Here is a 19,156-nt window from a genome sequence, read left to right on the forward strand (position 1 = left end):
AATTGTTATTATAGTGACTACTCTCATTAATATTATTAACATGCCAGCATTAGAAACTTTGCCAATAAGGGCAATTAAAACACAATTTTGTCAAACCCTGTCAACCAGTAATACCGTGATTTTGTCAGCGCCTCCTGGGGCAGGTAAATCAACCTGCTTGCCTTTGTGGCTACTTAATCTTGAAGCCTTGTCTGGCCAAAAAATATATTTATTACAACCACGGCGTTTGGCGGTTAAAACGATTGCCACTTATTTAGCTCATCAGTTAAATGAAGCCGTTGGTGAAACCGTGGGTTACCGCTTACGTAATGAAAGTAACGTTGCTACAAATACCCGTTTAGAAGTAATGACAGAAGGTGTTTTAACGCAAATAATTCAACAGGATGCAGAGCTTACTGACTGTGCACTGGTAGTATTTGACGAATTTCATGAACGCAGTTTACATGGCGATTTCGCCTTTGCACTCACACGTGATGTTCAACAAGGCTTACGTGATGATTTAAAAATACTGTTAATGTCTGCCACGCTTGATATTGATAATTTAGCTAACGCATTACCAGAGGCAAAAGCACTGGCGAGTGAGGGGAAAAGTTTTCCTGTTGATGTGGTTTACAATGCGCCGGTGAATTACCATCGCTGGCGAGAACATGCACTGAGTGTCATTAAAGCCCAAGCCTTAACGCATCAAGGTTCTATATTAGTATTTCTACCAGGTGTTGCTGATATCCGCTTTATTGCCCGTAGCTTAACTGACGCCTTGGCTGACTTAATCAATAAAACAGTATTACTTTGTCCACTATATGGTGACTTAACGTTAAACGCACAACAGCAAGCAATAGCTCCGTGTGAACCAGGGTTAAAAAAGGTAGTGCTGGCGACCAATATTGCTGAAACCTCCTTAACAATTGACGGAATTAACTTAGTGATTGATTGTGGCTTTGAAAAAGTCGCTATTTACGACAGCGCTAGCTTATTAAATAAATTAGTGCAGCAGAAAATAGCAAAAGCGTCTGCTATTCAAAGGGCCGGTCGGGCAGGGCGCTTAATGGCGGGTACGTGTATTCGCTTGTATGCGCAAGACGATTTTGAACGTCGCCCAGCGCAAAGTACTAACGACATTGCACAAGCAGACTTACTGCCTCCCCTAATAGAAGCAGCACGTTGGGGAGTTAATGCCTTGGCTGACTTGCCTATGCTAGAGTTACCGCCGGCAATAAAAGAGCAACAAGCTTGGCAAGAGTTAAGAAGCTTAGCCATTGTTGATCGCAATAATAAGCTGAGCCAACATGGCAACAAAGTAGCGCAGCTTTCTTGTCACCCTCGATTCGCCCACATGATCCTCTCAGCTAAAAAACTTGCTCAAACATTATCTCATGATAAAAACCCTGAACAAGTCACACTTTTAGCTTGTCTGTTAGCCGCTTTACTCGAAGAGCGAGATATTTTTCCTGCCGAGAAAAGCCGTATTAATAGTGATATTAGCCACCGAGTAATTCAGTTAATTAACGTTTTTCATAAGCCAAATGGGATATTAGCTAATATAGTGAAGCAAGTAATCAACTTAGCCAAACGTGTTGGTATTAACAAGGTAAATACCCGAGTAAAAACTCACTTACCCTTAGAGTATCTTGGTGTATTACTGGTTTATGCTTACCCCGAAAGGCTTGCCAAAGCGCGCGGAGCGATAGGAAGTTTTGTTTGTGCTAACGGAAAAGGCGTTACCCTTGATGCGCAAGACGCATTAGCGGGTGAAAAGTTTTTAGTTATTGCAGATTTACTGCAAACTAAAGGTGATGCTAAAGTACGCTTAGCAGCAAAAATTGACTTTTCACAAATAGAAACACACTTTAATGGCCATATTACTGAACAAGAAACAGCCGTATTTGATGAAGCCAGTGGTAAAATTATTGCCCGTAAGCAAACTAAATATTCATCTTTGATATTGCAGGAAGTGGCCAGTAAAAATAATTTATCAGCGCAAAGCATTGCTAGCATGTGGGGAGATTTAATCAGACAAAAAGGCTTGGGTTTTCTTCATTGGCAAGGGAAAGATCTAGCCCTAAAAGCGCGTTGGCAATGGCTAACGCGCTACTATGAAGATTATAACTTGCCGGCAATTGACGACCAAACGCTATTAAATAATTTATCACATTGGTTTAGCCCCTTTGTTGGTGAAATAAAGTCAACAGCCATGCTCGCTAAGTTAGATTTATCAGCCATGTTGTTGTCACAGCTCGACTATGCACAACAGCAACTATTAAAACAAGCAGCACCCAGTGTTTATATTGGTCCAACAGGACGGCATTGCCCTATTACTTACTCAACCGAAAAATCTCCTAAAGTGTCTATGCCAATGCAAGAGCTTTATGGTGAAACACAAACACCCCATGTAGGCGGAATTAATAACCAGCCCGGTATTGCTTTATTGTTAGAGTTGTTGTCGCCCGCGCAAAGGCCAATTCAGATTACACAAGATCTAGTGCAATTTTGGCAGGGCAGCTATAAAGCGGTTCAAAAAGAAATGAAATCACGTTATCCTAAACATTATTGGCCAGACGACCCAGCAAATGCCCAACCAACCAATAAAACTAAACGTCATCTTAAGTAATGTAAACCCAGCTTCATATAAGAGTTTCTAATGGCGGGCTGCCCGATAAAAAGGGGCTGAGCTCTTCAAAGCTACTCACCGCCTTTATAACATAGTAAAATATTAACTGTCCTGACCAAGAATAATATCCGTTAATGCCGTTACAGTGAAATACCCCTTTATGTCAAAAAGTAAAAAAACAGTTACCAGTAAGCAAAGTGAAAAAACAACAGCAAAACCTAACAGGCACTTGCGTTGGGTGGTTAATACTGGCTTGAAACTTGCGATAGCCCTTTTCTTTACCTTAGCTATTTTTACCATTTATCTCGACGCTAAAGTACAACAAACTTTTGAAGGGCAGCGTTGGCAAGTACCTGCACAAATTTATGGCCAAATTGAAAGTTTGTCTGTGGGCGAACCGGTTAACCTTAATCACCTTGGTAAATCGTTAACACTCAATAATTATCAAAAAGTGAGAACTGTGTATGCGCCTGGGCAGTATGCTCAGTCAGCGAGGCGAATAATTATTTTTCGTCGTGCATTTTCTTTTCCACAGTCTCAGTGGGTTAATACAACCGAGGCCACACAATTAACCATTGATGTTGCCCAGGGTAAAATTAGCCAGCTTTTTGTTGATGACGTTCCTGTTAATTCAGTGAAATTAGAGCCCATACTATTAACCAGGTTAGTGCCCAACAATAAAGAAGATCGTGTATTAACAGCGCTGCAGAACACACCAACCCAATTACTTGACACGTTACTGTTAATTGAAGATCGTAATTTTTATCATCATCAAGGTATTTCACCTTTAGGTATTTTGCGCGCCTTATACAGCAATATTATGGCGGGGCGCACAGTACAAGGGGGTAGCACCTTAACTCAGCAATTGATTAAGAATATGTTTTTAACCCAAGAGCGCACGCTCACCCGTAAAGTTCAAGAAGCGATCATGGCGATTATTATTGAGCAGCGCTACAGTAAAGACTTATTGTTAGAGGCTTATATTAATGAGGTGTATTTAGGCCAACATTATGCGAATGGTATATACGGTTTTGGCTTGGCGGCTAAATTTTATTTTGGCAAAACATTACAAGAATTAAACAGCGCTCAAATAGCCTTATTAGTTGCACAGGTGAAAGGTCCAAGTTATTACGACCCTTGGCGCAACCCTGCAAGAGCAAAAGCGCGTCGTGATTTAGTATTAAGGCTAATGTTTGAAAACAACTTTTTCTCGGTGGAAGAATTTAAGGAAATGGTAGGCTCACCGTTATCAATACGTAAAAATAGACGTTTTAAAACACAAGAATACCCGGCTTATGTGCAGCTAGTACAGCAAGAGCTAAATCAGTTGTTGCCTTCATCTTTACAACAAAATGGGATTCGAGTATTTACGGGCTTTTCTCACCTTGCACAGCAGCACTTAGAGCAAACGGTTAAGGAGCAGTTAGCGACATTAGAGCTAAAGTATCAGCAGAAAAACTTACAAACAGCTATGATAGTAACCGATATTAAAAGCGCCGAAATTAGAGCCATTGTCGGCGACAGAAAACCAGGTTATGCTGGCTTTAATAGAGCCATCAATGCGAAACGGCCTATTGGGTCGCTTATTAAGCCAGCAATTTATTTGGCCGCTTTAGAGCGTTATGAGCAGTTTAATTTTGCCACATTACTGGCTGATAAACCCATAACACTGGCGAATGGTGTTACCAGCGAAGTCACACCGAATAACAGGCAAAGCAGCAAAAACTGGCAGCCAAGAAATTATGATGGTAAGTATCGCCAGCAAGTCCCCTTAATGGATGCTTTAGTTAATTCACTTAATATTCCAACCGTTAACCTAGGGATGGCTTTAGGTTTAGAAAACGTTGCCAAAGCTATTCATTTACTTGGTTTTAATAACGATATTACGATGCGTCCCTCCATGCTGCTTGGCGCATTAAACATGTCACCTGTACAAGTGAATCAGCTGTACTTAACAATTGCTAACCAAGGCTATGCTGAGCAAGCGCACGCAATTAATACAATAGTTTCGAGTAAAGGAGAAACCTTGTGGCAGCATCACAGCGCTAATACACAAGTTATTTCGGCAAATGCTGCTTACTTGATGGATTATGCCCTAACCAAAGTAACAGAAATAGGCACGGCTAAATCGCTTACTTGGCGCTTAAATAACCATTTGCTGGCCGGAAAAACAGGCACAAGCAACGATTTACGTGATAGCTGGTTTGTTGGCTATGATAACAAACACCTAGTGACAACTTGGATAGGCAAGGATGACAACCAGCCAACCAGTTTAACAGGCAGTAGCGGTGCCTTAGTATTATTTGCAGACTTTATGAACAAGCAAGGTGTTATGGATAAAGAGCGTGTACAGCCGAATGCGATTGCCATGACCTTATTTGAGAAGAAAACTGGTCACGCAGTGACTGCACAATGTGATAACACCCAAAGTTATCCAGCTATTTCAGCAGGCGTGATGATAAAGCAAGGTTGTCTTGAAGAAAAAGCCGATGAACGCTCTTGGTTTGAAAAGTTATTTTCTGACTAATGCAGGCAACTAACACGGGCTTAGTTTTAAAAAATACCGTTGAAAAAATCGCTTAGTCAATAAAATATTAACTGTTTTTATATACAGTTTTTTATTTTGTTGTGCTATTGTTTACTGGTTAACAATAAATTCAATTTTTTATTGTTGCTCTCTTTTTACATGAGTAAGGAATAATAATGGCAGTTGAAAGTCGATTCGTCGTCATTAGGCACGGTGTGGAGGCAAAAACATTTATGGACAAAAAATCAGCAGATGAATATGACAAAATGTTGGATATGGCTGATAACTTGGCCGATATGTTTGCACAGTCACCGGTAGCGCTAAGCGATAACGTAAGTGAAGAATTAAGTATTTATTTAGCCCAACACCGTGAAGCCGTTTTAGTGGCATTACTGGCGAAAAAACCCGCTAAAACGCCGGTGAAAAAAGTAGCGCCTAAAAAAATGACTGATGCGACGTTAGCTAAATCGTCAGATAACACCGCACCAGTTGAACAAGAAACAAAGACAACAGCTGATGAACAAATAGCGAACAAAGATGCTGCGTTAAAAGCTAAACCAGCTAAATCAGCTAAACCAGCAAAGTTAAGTAAGGTAAGTTAATTTTTTTGTACTAGTGAAGGTGTTCAAACAAGTTAATATAACGTTATGATTAGTTATCAAGTTGTCCGAAGCCGCCGTAAAACAGTTGCGTTACAGGTAAAGCAAGGACAGGTGCTTGTTCGCGCCCCTTATCATGTAGATGCGCAGTTTATTCGTTTATTTGTTAAGAAAAAAAGCGCATGGCTAAAAGATAAAGTTACCAAGCAACAACAAATGGTCGATTTATCGTGTAATTTCAATCAAGGTGCGACATTATTTTTATTGGGGCAATTAGTCACACTAAATATTGTTGTGGCAAGGGCAGCCAACACTGTTGCTAATAAACGAGGCAGTCAACCGAAGGTTTTTATGAGCAAAGACGCTCACCAGCAGTCAATGCTTACGGTGACACTGTCAGCGAGTATAGCCAATAAAAATCGAGATAAACTAGCATTGGCTAAAGTAGTAAAAAAACAGCTTGAAGCGTACTTTAAGGAACAAGCGCAACAACTTATATTACCCAAAGTCGCGTATTACGCCAATTTAACGCAGTTAAAGCCTAGTGCAATTAAAATAAGGCAGTACCGTGCGCGATGGGGAAGTTGCAATAGCCGAGGCGAGTTAAGTTTTAATTACTTATTAATGATGCTGCCAATAGAAGTTATTGACTATGTGATTGTGCATGAGCTGTGTCACTTACGTCATTTAAACCATTCAAAGCACTTTTGGCAGTTAGTTGCGCAGCACTTTCCAGATTATATTACTGCTACAGAATGGATAAAAACCCATCAGTCAGCTTTGTATTGGCAAACGCCTTCTTAGTTAGCACTATCATAATGAGTAAGTGAATAGGCAGGAAGTTAGTTAAGTTTTTTATTATAATTTAAGTTAAAAGCCAACAAAAATAACGATGTAAAGCTTGAACTTGGCGAAGATTTTCTGACAGTGACTTATGTATCTTCAACTATTATTGTTGATGAGGCTGTTAATCAATTAGCTTTATCCTATTTATGCTAAAATAGCATTTGGGTAAATATGCATAACCTATAATTTTTTATTCTGCTTTTATCAGGCGAATAGGTATTGACAGTGCCCCGTAAATAAGGCATTTTATCCCCCATGAAAATGACTATTAGCCAAATTATTATTATTACCACCACCAACACCCAAAAGGGATGATGGTTGCCGGCTGATGTGTAAAAAATATTTATCAAAGCTCGTAACTTGTAAAAAGGTTACGAGCTTTTTGCTTTCAAGAAAGGGAAAAAATAATGCGTGTACTTAAATTTGGTGGCTCATCGTTGGCATCAGCTGAGCGTTTTCGTCAAGTAGCCAATATCATCAAAGATAACAGCCAACAATCAAAAATAGCTGTTGTTGTTTCAGCACCACAAGGTGTTACTAACCACTTAGTAGCAATGGCTGAAAATATTACCGACGAAGAGAAGTTGGTGACAGATTTAGGGCATTTTAAACGCGCTATTAGTACTATTATTGAAGAATTGTCGGCAAATATAAGTGATTTCAATTCACACCACTGTAAGCAGGTGCTGGGTAATTACGAGCACCAGTTACAGCGCTATATGCAAGGGGCAACAATGTTGACTTACTGCCCTGATCATATTCGGGCGCGTATTATCAGTATGGGTGAGCGTTTAAGTGTTGCTATTCTTGAAGCCGTACTGCAATCATCTGGTATACAGGTGTCATTACTTTCACCAGAAAAGTTTCTGTTTACAAATGATTCGTCATTAAATGCTGTGGCTGATTTAGTGCTTTCTAAAGATAAATTCACCACTGAATATGCAACGCTAAATCAAGTGTCACTCATGCCAGGTTTTATTGGTATGAGTGTGGCTAAAGATAATAAAGAAAGCCAAGTAACTACGCTGGGTCGTAATGGCTCAGATTACTCAGCAGCAGTGTTAGCCGTATGTATGGAAGCGCAGTGTTGTGAAATTTGGACCGATGTTGACGGTGTTTATAATGCCGACCCACGTATGATCAAAGAAGCCTTATTGCTTGATTACTTGTCTTACCAAGAAGCAATGGAACTCTCTTATTTCGGTGCCAGTGTTTTACACCCAAAAACTATTGGGCCGATTGCGCAATACCATATTCCATGTTTAATCAAAAACACCAATAACCCGACAGCACCGGGCACATTGATCTCAAATGAAAACGATCAAAAAAAATGTGTTAAAGCAATATCAAACCTTGACAACTTAACGATGGTTAATGTGTCAGGACCGGGCATGAAAGGCATGGTAGGTATGGCAAGCCGTGTTTTTGCTACCATGAGCCGAGAAAACATCTCGCTAATATTAATAAGCCAATCATCAAGTGAGTACTGCATTAGCTTCTGTATTCATTCAGCCGACATACAACAAGCAGAGCTTAGTTTAAAAGAAGAATTTGAACTAGAATTACTAAATGGTTTACTTGAGCCCATTGGGTTAAAAAGTGAATTGTCTATCGTTTCATTAGTCGGTGATGGTATGCATCATCAACGTGGTGTTGCAGCAAAATTCTTTAGTTCATTAGAGCAAGCACGCGTTAACGTAGTGGCGATTGCTCAAGACTCTTCAGAGCGCAGTATTTCAGTAGTAATAGAAGAAAGAAAATGTACCGCAGCAATGAAAGTGAGTCACCAAAACTTCTTTTCACACAAACCCGCTATTGATGTATTTTTAGTGGGCTGTGGCGTAGTAGGTAGTGAGTTAATTGCCCAAATATCACGCCAACAAGCAAGTTTGAAAAAGCAAAATATCGCTTTAACCGTTTATGGTATTGCTAATTCAAAAGGCATGGTTTTTGATAAAGAAGGTATTGACTTAGATAACTGGCAGGCGGTGTGTGCTCAAGGAATAGAAAACAAGCAAGCGGTTGAAGTTAACGCTAAAAATTTAAAAGCCTTTGTCAGCGACAACCATTTAATTAACCCTGTCTTGGTTGATTCAACCTCTAATGAAGCCTTAGCAATGAGTTATGTAGACTATCTTGCAGAAGGCTTCCATGTAGTTACTCCTAATAAAAAAGCAAATACAGACTCATGGGAATACTATCAAGAATTACGCAGCACGGCACAAAAAACTAACCGTCGATTCTTATATGAAACAACAGTTGGTGCTGGTTTACCGGTTATTGATACGCTACAAAACTTAATTAAAGCAGGCGATGAACTGGTGCGCTTTGAGGGGATATTATCGGGCTCATTGTCTTATATCTTTGGTAAACTCGATGAAGGTATGTCACTGTCTGAAGCAACAGCTATTGCCAAAACGAATGGCTTTACTGAGCCGGATCCTCGTGACGACTTGAGCGGTATGGATGTGGCGAGAAAATTATTAATTATGGCGCGTGAGTCTGGTATACCATTAGAGTTATCAGACATAACAATAGAGTCTGTATTGCCGAGTGATTTTGACGATAGCGGTGATGTTGACACCTTTATGCGCAACTTATCTAAGTTAGACGCAAGCGTTAATACACTTTGTGAAACAGCAAAAGCAGAAGGTAAAGTATTACGTTATATTGGAAATATTGTAGAAGGTAAGTGTCAAGTTTCAATTGAAGCTGTTGATGCAAGCCACCCACTTTATAGTGTGAAAAATGGTGAAAACGCGTTAGCCATTCATAGCCGTTATTACCAGCCGTTACCTTTTGTACTACGAGGTTATGGCGCTGGTGCTGAAGTTACAGCAGCAGGTGTGTTTGGCGACATATTAAGAACCTTAGCGTGGGAGCAGCAACACTAATGATAACAAGTAAAGTGCCAAGCCATGAACCTTTAAGTAACGAAGCAAAAGTTCAAGGCAGTGTGTCAGTATTTGCTCCTGCTTCTATTGGTAACCTCAGTGTTGGTTTCGATGTGTTAGGCTTAGCGGTAAAGCCTATTGATGGCACCTTGCTAGGTGATGTAGTGAGTGTAGAAAGTGCCACTGAAGATAACCTTGTTGTGGTTGGTGCCTTTGCTGATAAACTACCACAAGCAAAAGAAGCTAACATTGTTTGGTCGTGTTTGCAGCTGTTTAACCAAGCCTTGCATGCGCAAGGACAAAGCATTGTTACTGTAAAAATGACCTTAGACAAAAAAATGCCTGTGGGCAGTGGCTTAGGCTCTAGTGCTTGTTCAGTGGTAGCAGCGCTTGCAGGCTTAAATGCTTTTTATGGTAAGTACCAAAACTTTAGTTTTGATGAAAAAACATTGTTAAAAATGACAGGGCAAATGGAAGCACAAATCAGCGGTAGTTTACATTATGATAATGTTGCTCCTTGTTACTTAGGTGGCTTACAATTAATGGTGCCTGATAGCGAAACGATTAGCCGAGTTTTACCTGGCTTCAACGACTGCTATTATGTCATGGCTTATCCGGGGATTGAAGTGTCAACCAAAGCGGCGCGAGATGTCTTGCCGTCAAGTTATAGCCGCGCAGATGTGATAAGCTATGGCCAAAATTTAGCAACCTTTGTTGATGCTTGTCATAGACAAGATAAAGCGCAAGCTTTTTCTGTATTAACCGATGTTGTTGCTGAACCTTACAGAGTAAATTTATTACCAAAATATCAACAGGCTCATGATTATTTAATGGCTAATGGCGCTTATGCCGTTGGCATTTCTGGCTCTGGCCCAACCTTGTTTTGTGTTTGTGAAAGCGAACAGCAAGCACAACGTTATGCGTTATGGCTTAAAGAAAATTATTTACAAACAGCACTTGGCTTTGTTCATGTTTGCCAGGTAGATGAAGCTGGCGCGATAGAGATTTAATCTCTTACGATACGAGTACCAGCCAGTAAAAGCATATTCTAGATTAGTAGGAACAGACAGTGAAATTTTATAACTTAAAAGAAAATGACGAGCAAGTGGGTTTTGCTCAAGCAGTAAAGCAAGGTTTAGGTAAAAATCAAGGGTTGTTTTTTCCTAAAACCATGCCTAAATTTGACAATATTGATGAATTATTAGCTTTGCCACTGGTTGAGCGTAGCGTGAAAATATTACATCCCTTTGTTGAAGAAGATCTTAGCGAAGAAGAACTCACAGAAATTGTAACAGAAGCTTTTAATTTCCCAGCAGTATTGCAACCTATTAGCAATGACCGTGCTATTTTAGAATTATTTCATGGGCCAACATTAGCGTTTAAAGATTTTGGTGCGCGCTTTATGGCTAAATGCTTGCAGGCTTTTGTTACTAAAAGCGCTAAAGCTACCGGTGAAACTAAGCCTTTAACCATATTAACCGCTACTTCAGGTGATACAGGTGCAGCCGTTGCGCATGCTTTTCACGGGATTGATAATATTCGTGTCGTGATCATGTATCCCAAAGGGAAAATTTCATTACTACAAGAAAAAATGTTTACTACGCTCGGTGGTAATATTGAAACATTGATGGTTGATGGTGATTTTGATGATTGCCAAGCATTAGTTAAAAAATCATTTGATGATAAAGCGCTTGCCACGACTATCGGGTTAAACTCGGCTAACTCAATTAATATTAGTCGCTTATTAGCACAAATCTGTTATTACTTTGAAGCCGTTGCTCAGCTGTCACGAGCGAAAACTAATTTAAATGATCTTGTTTTCTCTATTCCTAGTGGTAACTTTGGTAACTTAACCGCGGGTTTATTTGCTAAAGCAATGGGGTTACCGATAAAGCGTTTTATCGCGGCAACTAACCTAAATGATACTGTGCCTCGTTATTTAGAAACGGGAGAATGGACGCCAAACACAACAGTGGCTACTATTTCAAACGCTATGGATGTTAGTAACCCCAACAATTGGCCACGAGTAGAGCATATGCTTAAATCAGGTATTGTGGAAGATGGGTGTGTAACCTCAGTATCTATTGACGAAGAGCAAACGCAATCTACTGTTATTGGTTTAGGTAAATTAGGTTATATTACCGAGCCCCATGCAGCGGTTGCTTATAAAGCCCTAAAACATAGCGCTGAAGAAGGAGAATTTGGTGTATTTTTAGGCACAGCGCATCCCGCTAAATTTAAAGATGTAGTTGAAAGCATTTTAGGCCAGCCTTTAGGGTTACCTAAAGAGCTAGCAGATTGTGCCGGCGAGCCAATTTTATCGCAAGATATGACTACAGATTTTGCAGATTTGCGTGCATACCTTTTAAAATAAGCTATTTGACCTAACGTATTTCATAGGCTTATCACTATGATCAAACCACACTGGCAACAGATAATTAAGCAAGAGCAACTGCAAGATTACTATGGCCAGTTACAGGCTGAAATTACCCAACAAAGAGCGCAAGGCATCGTTATTTTCCCAGAGGAAAAAGATGTTTTTTGCGCGTTTGAATTTACTGACTTAACCGATGTGAAAGTGGTGATTTTAGGCCAAGATCCCTACCACGGCGTATCAGGAAAAAGTGCGCTAAAGCAAGGGTTACCTGCAAACATACCACAAGCACATGGCTTAGCTTTTTCTGTACAACACGGCGTGAAGGTTCCCCCTTCGTTGGTCAATATATACAAAGAGCTAACCACAGATATAAACGGCTTTATTACCCCAGAGCACGGTAATTTAACGGCTTGGGCCAAGCAAGGTGTCCTTTTATTAAATACCGTACTTACCGTGCAACAAGGTTTAGCGCATTCCCATGCAAAATTAGGTTGGGAAACTTTTACGGATAAAATAATTGCACAACTCAACCAGCATAACCAAGGCTGTGTTTTTATTTTGTGGGGTGCGCATGCACAAAAGAAAGGCCGAAATATTGATAACGATAAGCACCTCATTTTAAATGGTCCGCACCCGTCACCACTTTCAGCCTACCGTGGTTTTTTTGGTAGCAAGCCCTTTTCGACAGCGAATACTTGGTTAAAAGCCCAAGGTCTAGCACCGATTGATTGGCATTTACATGTGCAACAGTGATCAGAACATTGGCTTTGGTGATCAGCCTTACAGTATTGCGGTATATATTGGTAATCGACCAGCGATGGCGCAATACCAAAGCCTTGACTATGTAACGGCACTTAATCAAGGTGATATTACTACTGTAGTACAACATTGTGGTAACGGTTGGCGTAAGGTATTTAATGTTTACGCCAAATTACTTTATAGCCTAGACAAAGACGCCTTTACTTTTTCACAACGAGCAAGCACATGGCAAGCCTATCGAGATAACTTTTTATTACAAGCTAACTCGCACACCGCATTATTATTCAATGCGCCCATTATTCATACTGCTCATGGTAAAGCCATTCATATAATAATGGGCAGAACGTATGCCAAATCATTGGTTAAGTCACAAGCACTAACAGCACCGTTAACTTGGCTTGATAATGAGTTTGCTGTTAATCAAGTGGCACGAGTGATCGTTTGCCCTTATTTTGATTATCGTCAATTATCGAATAGTAAAATTGAACGTTTAGCAGCGCTCATGAAAGATTTACTTTAGCATGTTCATCCGTGCCTTGTACGTGTTGATGCTCAGTTGTTTTAGTCTCTTGGCGGCAGCCGATACACTTAAACCTTTTACTAGCGATGGTTGTAGCGCGTTTCCTGATGGGACGTTAAGCCAAAAAAAACTGTGGTTATCTTGTTGTCATCGTCATGATTTTGATTATTGGCAAGGCGGTACGTATCAGCAACGACTAGCTTCTGATCACCGCTTAAAAGTGTGTGTAGAACAAGTGGGCGAGCCAACTATTGCACTATTAATGCTAGCAGGCGTTAGAGTGGGTGGGAGCCCTTATTTACCGACAAGCTTTCGCTGGGGATATGGTTGGAGTTATCCAAGATTCTACACTAGGCTATCAGCAGCAGAGTTAGACCAAGTTGAAAAGCTTTCACTACAGGTTGAAAATCAGTTTAAATAATCAGGTAAAATAAAGTATCATTTCAGCGGCTTCGCAGTGACAGTCATGTCCGCATAAAACACAACGGTACCCCTGCTGACTGTCTTCATACCACTTATCAGGATGAAACTTGATCAATTCACCGCCACACTGAGTAAAGTAGGCCACGGCACTGTTATTGGGGCTTTGCCGCCACAGATGCGATACGCCAGCGAGTGAGCCTTGCTTTTTAGCGGTTTGAATTGAAAGCTGTAGTAACTTTTTCCCTAGGCCTAAACCGCGATAAGCTTCATGAACAGTGTTGCATTTAAAGTAGCAACATTTAGCTGGCGGCACTTGCCACAATTGAGGGCTACACCATTGGTCGGCTTGCCAATGTTCAGCAGCGAACGTAATGCGAAAGCCAATTACCTCACTTTTGGTTGTACTATTACTTGTTTTAGTCTCTGTTGGGTTATTGAGTAAGGCGACATAATTATGATTAGTCTTACTGAGATCACTGTCTATATCAGCACCAGTACAGATGCCACGGGCAGCCCAATCAGCCATGCGTTGTTCATTGAGATAACCAGCACCATGTACTTCATTAGCTAATTTAATTACTTGCGTGAAGTACTGTGGTGTTAGTTTTTCGTAGCGAACGTTCACTATTTGCTCTAGTGGCATGATTTAGTTGGCATAATAATAAAGTGATTTATTTATCTTTATAACAATTCTATCTCTTTATGCATGCTGGTAACAACACCGCTAGGAGAAGTGATGGTGAAGGATAGTAGTGCGGTTTGCGGCTCATTGCCCGCTTCTTGAATAACAGAAAACGCCATATCTTTAAAGCCGGCTTTATTATGATTACCCACAGTAAAGTTGGTGTCGCCTACTAGCGTGCCTGCACTTAATGAAATATCAACTGTTGTGCCAAAAGGCATGGTTTGCGCGGGCGATGCAGTATCAGCAAAAGAAAAAGTAAATTTTTGACTCCCGCCGTTCTCTACCGCAGGCAACTCAGCCTGATTAACAACACCGTTACTGCTTGTTAGCTTATATTGGGCAGTAGCGCTTGCCATGACAAGCACTAATGCTTTTCTTACATGGATACTGCGACTAACTTGATCTGTGCAGTTAGCTGCTTGACATTGAGGCCCATTAAAAACACCGTCAGCAAGACTAAAGCTGTTGTCATTGTTAAAGTCGATAAAGGTTTCACCAGTATCACGCACACTATTTTCATTGTCATCACGCCATGCTTCTGACATATCTAAAAAACCACGTGGTTGTGCCGGGTAATTACCTAAACCAGAATCAATATTTGGGTTGTTGCTAGTACCTATATCACGAATAGCATTGCCATCAGCATTATCAAAAACATTATTACCATTGGTATCAAAGAAGGTTTCATGACCTAAAGCCGTGGCTAAAATAGTGACGCGGTGATCCGCCACCCTAGGTTCACTGCTAGTCCAAATAACTGAGCAACTGCCATTGATCGTTAGGCAACTTGGCTCAATATTGCCGCCTTCGGTAGTAAAGTTAACTGTGGTGCCATTAGGCACTGGGTTATTAAAGTTATCTGCTAACCACACAGTAATAATAGACTCGTTACCATTAAGATCCTCAGGGTTTAAGATACTGGCGGCAATGGTCATTGAGCGTTGCTCGGGTAAGCCGGTATTAATAGATAATAAATCAGACTGGCTTTGTACTGTGATCTGTTTATCATTAAAGTCCATGGCAGCAGAAGCGGTTACACGCACCGCAGTAGGCACTGTGCCTGCAGAAACTTGTACATTAATTAATCCTTGGCTATTGGTGAAGCCTGAATCGCGACTTAAGCTAATATCGCCAACAGCGCTGGTTAAGGTAAAGTTTACCTTTTGTTGTGCTAGCACATTGCCCAATTGGCTTTTTACTTTAAAAGTCAGTGTTGATGTTTCTTGTAGACCTTGTCCGCCAGTGCCTTTTAGCACGATGGAGCTAGGCTCGGCAGAGACGAATTCTATTGAGCCTAATTGCTCACCATAAATAGTAATCGTTTCAGTGGCAGTATTCGTTATATCGTTAACAGCAACACTGGCAATTAGCACATCATCTGTCCCCGTTGTGCCTGCACAATTAATATCTTCAAAGGTTGAGCTTGCCTTACCGTTAATACTTAATACAGATTCATCAATGCGGGCGTTACTGTTTTGCACACAATTAGAGGTAAAGTTTACGGGCGTTGGTGTTACTACTAAATCACCATTTTCGTCGACTAAATCAACGCTTAAGCCTAAGGTTCCGCCGGCACTAAGCTGCTTGTTTGTCAGTGATAATTCAATAACACCCTCAATAAAATTGTTGTCTTGGTCAAAATATCCTAAACGTATATTACTATCAATAATAGCATCGGCAGGTAAAACTTGATAATTGAAGGTGTTGCTGATGTCAGTACCTTCATTAATGCGATAATTACTGGAAAAGACTCCGGCGCTAAGTACATCGTCATTGCTACTTAAGGTAACCACAGCCACACCTTGGTCATTGGTTAACACACTTGGTGCGCTTAAGGTGCCAATGTCGGCAGTAAAAGTGATAATTTCATTGGCAATCCCTTGGCCATTTTCATCGGTTAACTTTGTTGTTATCTCTACACTTTCATCGGCTTTAAATTGATTCACCGCGACATTATTTAGCGTCATCACTGTTGTTAAGTTAGGGCCAATACTTACTGTCTCTGAGGCGATAAACTCATAGTCTTTAGCCAATGCACTGACTTCGCCTACGCTAGCATTGGCGCTACCAGCACCCAAAGTCAATAACTCATTGCTGATAGTAACTATGGCTAAACCTTCGGTATTGGTTAACTTTGATGATGGTGTAAGCGTGCCCATTGAGGCAGAAAAATTAACCGCTCTATTGGCTATTGCTTTGTTATTTTCATCAGTCACCTTTGCTTGTAAGGTGATCACTTCATTGCTGGCAAAACTGTGTTTAGCATTACCGTTAGGATCTAAAAGCGATAAGGAAATAGTCGCAACAACTTTAGCGGCATCTTCTGAGCCATCGTCATTATGGCCATTACAGCCTGTAAGTAAAATGAGACAAAACGAAACGGCGACGAGGTAAAGCTTCTTCATGCTTTTATTTCCTAAGAACAATAAGAGTAAATTCTTTCGTTAGAATAATGCGATAGTTATTAAATGTCTATGGACAAACTTAACTATACTGCATCAAGGCGATTTAATTGCTCACCTCGGACATAGGCAGCGATGTTATCACTGACTAAATTAATTAATCGTTGCTGAGATGCAGTACTGGCCCAAGCAATGTGTGCTGTAATTTTTAAATTATCTACCGACTTCTCTTGTAATGCGAGTAACAAAGGGTGGTTTGCTGGTGGTGGCTCTTGTTCTAAAACATCAAGTACGGCATAAGCAATTTGTTTCGTCTTTAAAGCATGAAGTAAATCAATACTGTTGACGAGTGGGCCACGCGCTGAGTTAATTAGCATGGCTGTTGGTTTCATGCGCGCCAGCACTGATGCGTTGATCAAGTTGTTATTATGGCTGGTTAAGGGGCAGTGTAATGTCACAATATCGGCTTGGCTAATAGCCTGTTCAAAACTTACTCTACCAGGGCGAGTTTTAGGGTTATTGGGGCGTTCACTGATTAGTATATTCATTTCAAACGCTTCGGCAATTTTAGCGACCGTTTGCCCTAAACAACCATAACCAATAATGGCTAATGTTTTGCCTGCTAAATCGGTGATGGTGTTACCATGATAACAAAAAATATCACTTTTTTGCCAATGCCCCTGGGCTGTATTAGCGTTGTTGTGAGACGTTTGTTGATAGTACTCGAGTATTTGCGCAAAGACATACTGTGCAATGGCATTGCCAGCATAACCGCTTACATTAGTCACAGCAATGTTGTGTTTTTGTGCTGCGTCGATAGCAATATTATTATAGCCAGTAGCCGTGATGCAAATTAGCTTTAATTGCGGCAGTTGCGCTAATACTTCAGCGGTTAACACGACCTTGTTAGTAATAATGATATCAGCACCTTGACAGCGCTCAATTATTTGCGCTGCACTTGTGCTAGGATAACAGGTTAACGTGGTTACTTGTTGTTCAAGGCTCGCTAAGGAAATATTAGCGCTGAAAGTTGTGCTGTCTAAAAAAACGGCGTTCAAATTGATGTTTCCTACTGAGTGTGTGGCTGTGTATTTGTTTCAATACTGTTATAGAGGCTCAGTTGTTGATAGTCAAGTGATGAGCTTAGTTGCTAAGCCTATCACTTGAGGTGTTTCCCTTTTGTTTAACGTAACTTGTGTTGTGTTAACCAGGCCTACCGTCTTTTCTTGGGCGCATTAGCATAGGGGCGTAAGTAGCCACAAAAATACCAAAAGCTAACAGCCAAAAAGTGCCACTAATATCGATAAGTAACACTGTTTTTTCAGGCACTATCCATGGACCAAGTGAACGAACAAGCGCAGCAAGAGTAATCAGGATAAAGGCTAGCGTCATTGCTTTAGGGGGCGTTAAGGGACGTCCGGTATGACCTAACGACACCCTTGAAATCATTGCTAAAATTAAACCGCCCATACCACCAACGGTTAATAAGTGCCAAATATGGTTACTTGGTATTTCTGTCATTAAATAACTCATACCTAAAATAATTAAGCCATAGGCAATGAACTTAATGGATATATGAATTGACCACAATAGTGGTACTTCTAGTGTTATCCAAGGCTTCCACCGTAACCAACGTAGCGTTTGAAAAACACCTGCAATGATTAATAATACGCCAAAGCCCCAGTCAGAAAAACCGACTAAGGGTTGAAGTAACAAATAAAACATCGCCAAGGCCAAGCTGCCATTTGTTATTTTTTCTAACCAAGCTAATGGCACGACTTTTTCAGTTTTTGTCCCATTGGCAGTAAACATAGGCACAACCCGCCCCGCCATGACCGACATTAAAAAAGTAACTAGCATAACCCCTGCATAGGCGGAGTAAACCGTCGTGAAGTTGCTTGGGTAATAAATAGCAAGGTGCATTTCTAAGTTCGCAAGGGTAAATAACAGCAACAAAGGTACAAAGAATAAATTACGATATTGCTTCATGGCAACAATCGGTTTCCCTAATACAAAGGCAACCAGAGGTAAAAAACTTAAATCAATAAAGGTGGTTAATAGGTTGCCTAATAAATCAGGAAAAAGCACAACGATACGGCCTGCTAGCCACAGTAAAAACAACATCAATAAGGTGGTACCTTGGGCACCACGGGCGCCAGTCCAATTTTGTACTGCTGTTAATAAAAACCCGGCAATAATAGCGCAACCAAAACCAAAGATCATTTCATGGATATGCCACCAGTAACCGCCCCCCAAGGGTGATAAAGTTATTGCGCCCTTATACAGTAATAACCAGAGTATGATAGAAAAAGCACCAAAAATAGCGCCACTTAAAAAAAAGGGACGAAAACCTAAACGAAGTAACGGGGTGATTTTTTGCTCTTTTTGCAAGTCAGTAATTTGCATTATTGTATGCCTTATTTAAAACTTGAGTAATTTACTCGGGTATTAATAATACATTGTAATAAAATAATGGTTAATTTACCCGAAATAGATCAATAAACTTAATCAAATTG

At 40.5% G+C, this 19,156-nt stretch carries 14 protein-coding genes; 10 read left to right on the forward strand and 4 right to left on the reverse strand.

What is annotated here, in order from left to right; translation table 11 throughout:
• The first annotated feature begins 40 nt into the window (after positions 1–40).
• From hrpB to AC0UA9_RS11910, 10 genes are all read left to right on the forward strand, one after another.
• Entirely contained in the window at positions 41–2,608 is a 2,568-nt protein-coding gene (hrpB, locus tag AC0UA9_RS11865) for an ATP-dependent helicase HrpB (RefSeq protein WP_475660309.1), read from the forward strand.
• Positions 2,609–2,768: 160 nt separating this feature from the next.
• Positions 2,769–5,135, forward strand: a complete 2,367-nt coding sequence (gene mrcB, locus AC0UA9_RS11870; RefSeq protein ID WP_475660310.1) for a penicillin-binding protein 1B — start codon at positions 2,769–2,771, stop codon at positions 5,133–5,135.
• Positions 5,136–5,311: 176 nt separating this feature from the next.
• A complete protein-coding gene (locus tag AC0UA9_RS11875) occupies positions 5,312–5,737 on the forward strand; it encodes a YebG family protein (RefSeq protein ID WP_475660311.1) in 426 nt (141 codons plus the stop codon).
• 45 nt (positions 5,738–5,782) lie between these two features.
• Entirely contained in the window at positions 5,783–6,538 is a 756-nt protein-coding gene (locus AC0UA9_RS11880) for a M48 family metallopeptidase (protein ID WP_475660312.1), read from the forward strand.
• Positions 6,539–6,987: 449 nt separating this feature from the next.
• Positions 6,988–9,474: a bifunctional aspartate kinase/homoserine dehydrogenase I gene (thrA, locus tag AC0UA9_RS11885; protein ID WP_475660313.1), complete on the forward strand. Its 2,487-nt coding sequence runs from the start codon at positions 6,988–6,990 to the stop codon at positions 9,472–9,474.
• Entirely contained in the window at positions 9,474–10,484 is a 1,011-nt protein-coding gene (gene thrB / locus AC0UA9_RS11890; protein WP_475660314.1) for a homoserine kinase, read from the forward strand. Before thrA ends, thrB begins: the two co-directional genes overlap by 1 nt.
• A gap of 59 nt (positions 10,485–10,543) precedes the next feature.
• Entirely contained in the window at positions 10,544–11,848 is a 1,305-nt protein-coding gene (gene thrC / locus AC0UA9_RS11895) for a threonine synthase (protein ID WP_475660315.1), read from the forward strand.
• Positions 11,849–11,884: 36 nt separating this feature from the next.
• Positions 11,885–12,604, forward strand: a complete 720-nt coding sequence (gene ung / locus AC0UA9_RS11900) for a uracil-DNA glycosylase (protein WP_475660316.1) — start codon at positions 11,885–11,887, stop codon at positions 12,602–12,604.
• On the forward strand, positions 12,591–13,130 hold the full coding sequence (locus AC0UA9_RS11905) for a DUF6942 family protein (protein ID WP_475660317.1): 540 nt from the start codon (positions 12,591–12,593) through the stop codon (positions 13,128–13,130). Before ung ends, AC0UA9_RS11905 begins: the two co-directional genes overlap by 14 nt.
• 1 nt (position 13,131) lies before the next feature.
• Positions 13,132–13,551: a hypothetical protein gene (locus AC0UA9_RS11910; RefSeq protein WP_475660318.1), complete on the forward strand. Its 420-nt coding sequence runs from the start codon at positions 13,132–13,134 to the stop codon at positions 13,549–13,551.
• On the opposite strand, the gene AC0UA9_RS11915 is transcribed toward AC0UA9_RS11910, so the two are convergent.
• From AC0UA9_RS11915 to AC0UA9_RS11930, 4 genes are all read right to left on the reverse strand, one after another.
• Positions 13,552–14,178 carry a GNAT family N-acetyltransferase gene (locus AC0UA9_RS11915; RefSeq protein WP_475660319.1) on the reverse strand — a complete coding sequence of 209 codons (627 nt, stop codon included), beginning with the start codon at positions 14,176–14,178 and terminating at the stop codon, positions 13,552–13,554.
• 56 nt (positions 14,179–14,234) lie between these two features.
• The gene (locus tag AC0UA9_RS11920) at positions 14,235–16,643 is read right to left on the reverse strand and encodes an Ig-like domain-containing protein (RefSeq protein ID WP_475660320.1); all 2,409 of its coding nucleotides are present in this window, start codon (positions 16,641–16,643) and stop codon (positions 14,235–14,237) included.
• Positions 16,644–16,726: 83 nt separating this feature from the next.
• Positions 16,727–17,698 carry a D-2-hydroxyacid dehydrogenase gene (locus tag AC0UA9_RS11925; protein ID WP_475660321.1) on the reverse strand — a complete coding sequence of 324 codons (972 nt, stop codon included), beginning with the start codon at positions 17,696–17,698 and terminating at the stop codon, positions 16,727–16,729.
• 145 nt (positions 17,699–17,843) lie between these two features.
• Positions 17,844–19,046 (reverse strand): NnrS family protein, encoded by a 1,203-nt coding sequence (locus tag AC0UA9_RS11930; RefSeq protein WP_475660322.1) that lies wholly within the window; start codon positions 19,044–19,046, stop codon positions 17,844–17,846.
• Between the last annotated feature and the right edge of the window lie 110 nt (positions 19,047–19,156).

Source organism: Colwellia sp. F1 (genome assembly GCF_056238625.1).

Bases quoted from the DNA above. Each gene is read 5' to 3' on its own strand.
- mrcB (WP_475660310.1), top strand. From the start codon at position 2,769: ATGTCAAAAAGTAAAAAAACAGTTACCAGTAAGCAAAGTGAAAAAACA.
- AC0UA9_RS11880 (WP_475660312.1), top strand. From the start codon at position 5,783: ATGATTAGTTATCAAGTTGTCCGAAGCCGCCGTAAAACAGTTGCGTTA.
- AC0UA9_RS11875 (WP_475660311.1), top strand. From the start codon at position 5,312: ATGGCAGTTGAAAGTCGATTCGTCGTCATTAGGCACGGTGTGGAGGCA.
- AC0UA9_RS11905 (WP_475660317.1), top strand. From the start codon at position 12,591: ATGTGCAACAGTGATCAGAACATTGGCTTTGGTGATCAGCCTTACAGT.
- thrB (WP_475660314.1), top strand. From the start codon at position 9,474: ATGATAACAAGTAAAGTGCCAAGCCATGAACCTTTAAGTAACGAAGCA.
- hrpB (WP_475660309.1), top strand. From the start codon at position 41: ATGCCAGCATTAGAAACTTTGCCAATAAGGGCAATTAAAACACAATTT.
- ung (WP_475660316.1), top strand. From the start codon at position 11,885: ATGATCAAACCACACTGGCAACAGATAATTAAGCAAGAGCAACTGCAA.
- AC0UA9_RS11930 (WP_475660322.1), bottom strand. From the start codon at position 19,046: ATGCAAATTACTGACTTGCAAAAAGAGCAAAAAATCACCCCGTTACTT.
- AC0UA9_RS11910 (WP_475660318.1), top strand. From the start codon at position 13,132: ATGTTCATCCGTGCCTTGTACGTGTTGATGCTCAGTTGTTTTAGTCTC.
- thrA (WP_475660313.1), top strand. From the start codon at position 6,988: ATGCGTGTACTTAAATTTGGTGGCTCATCGTTGGCATCAGCTGAGCGT.
- AC0UA9_RS11920 (WP_475660320.1), bottom strand. From the start codon at position 16,643: ATGAAGAAGCTTTACCTCGTCGCCGTTTCGTTTTGTCTCATTTTACTT.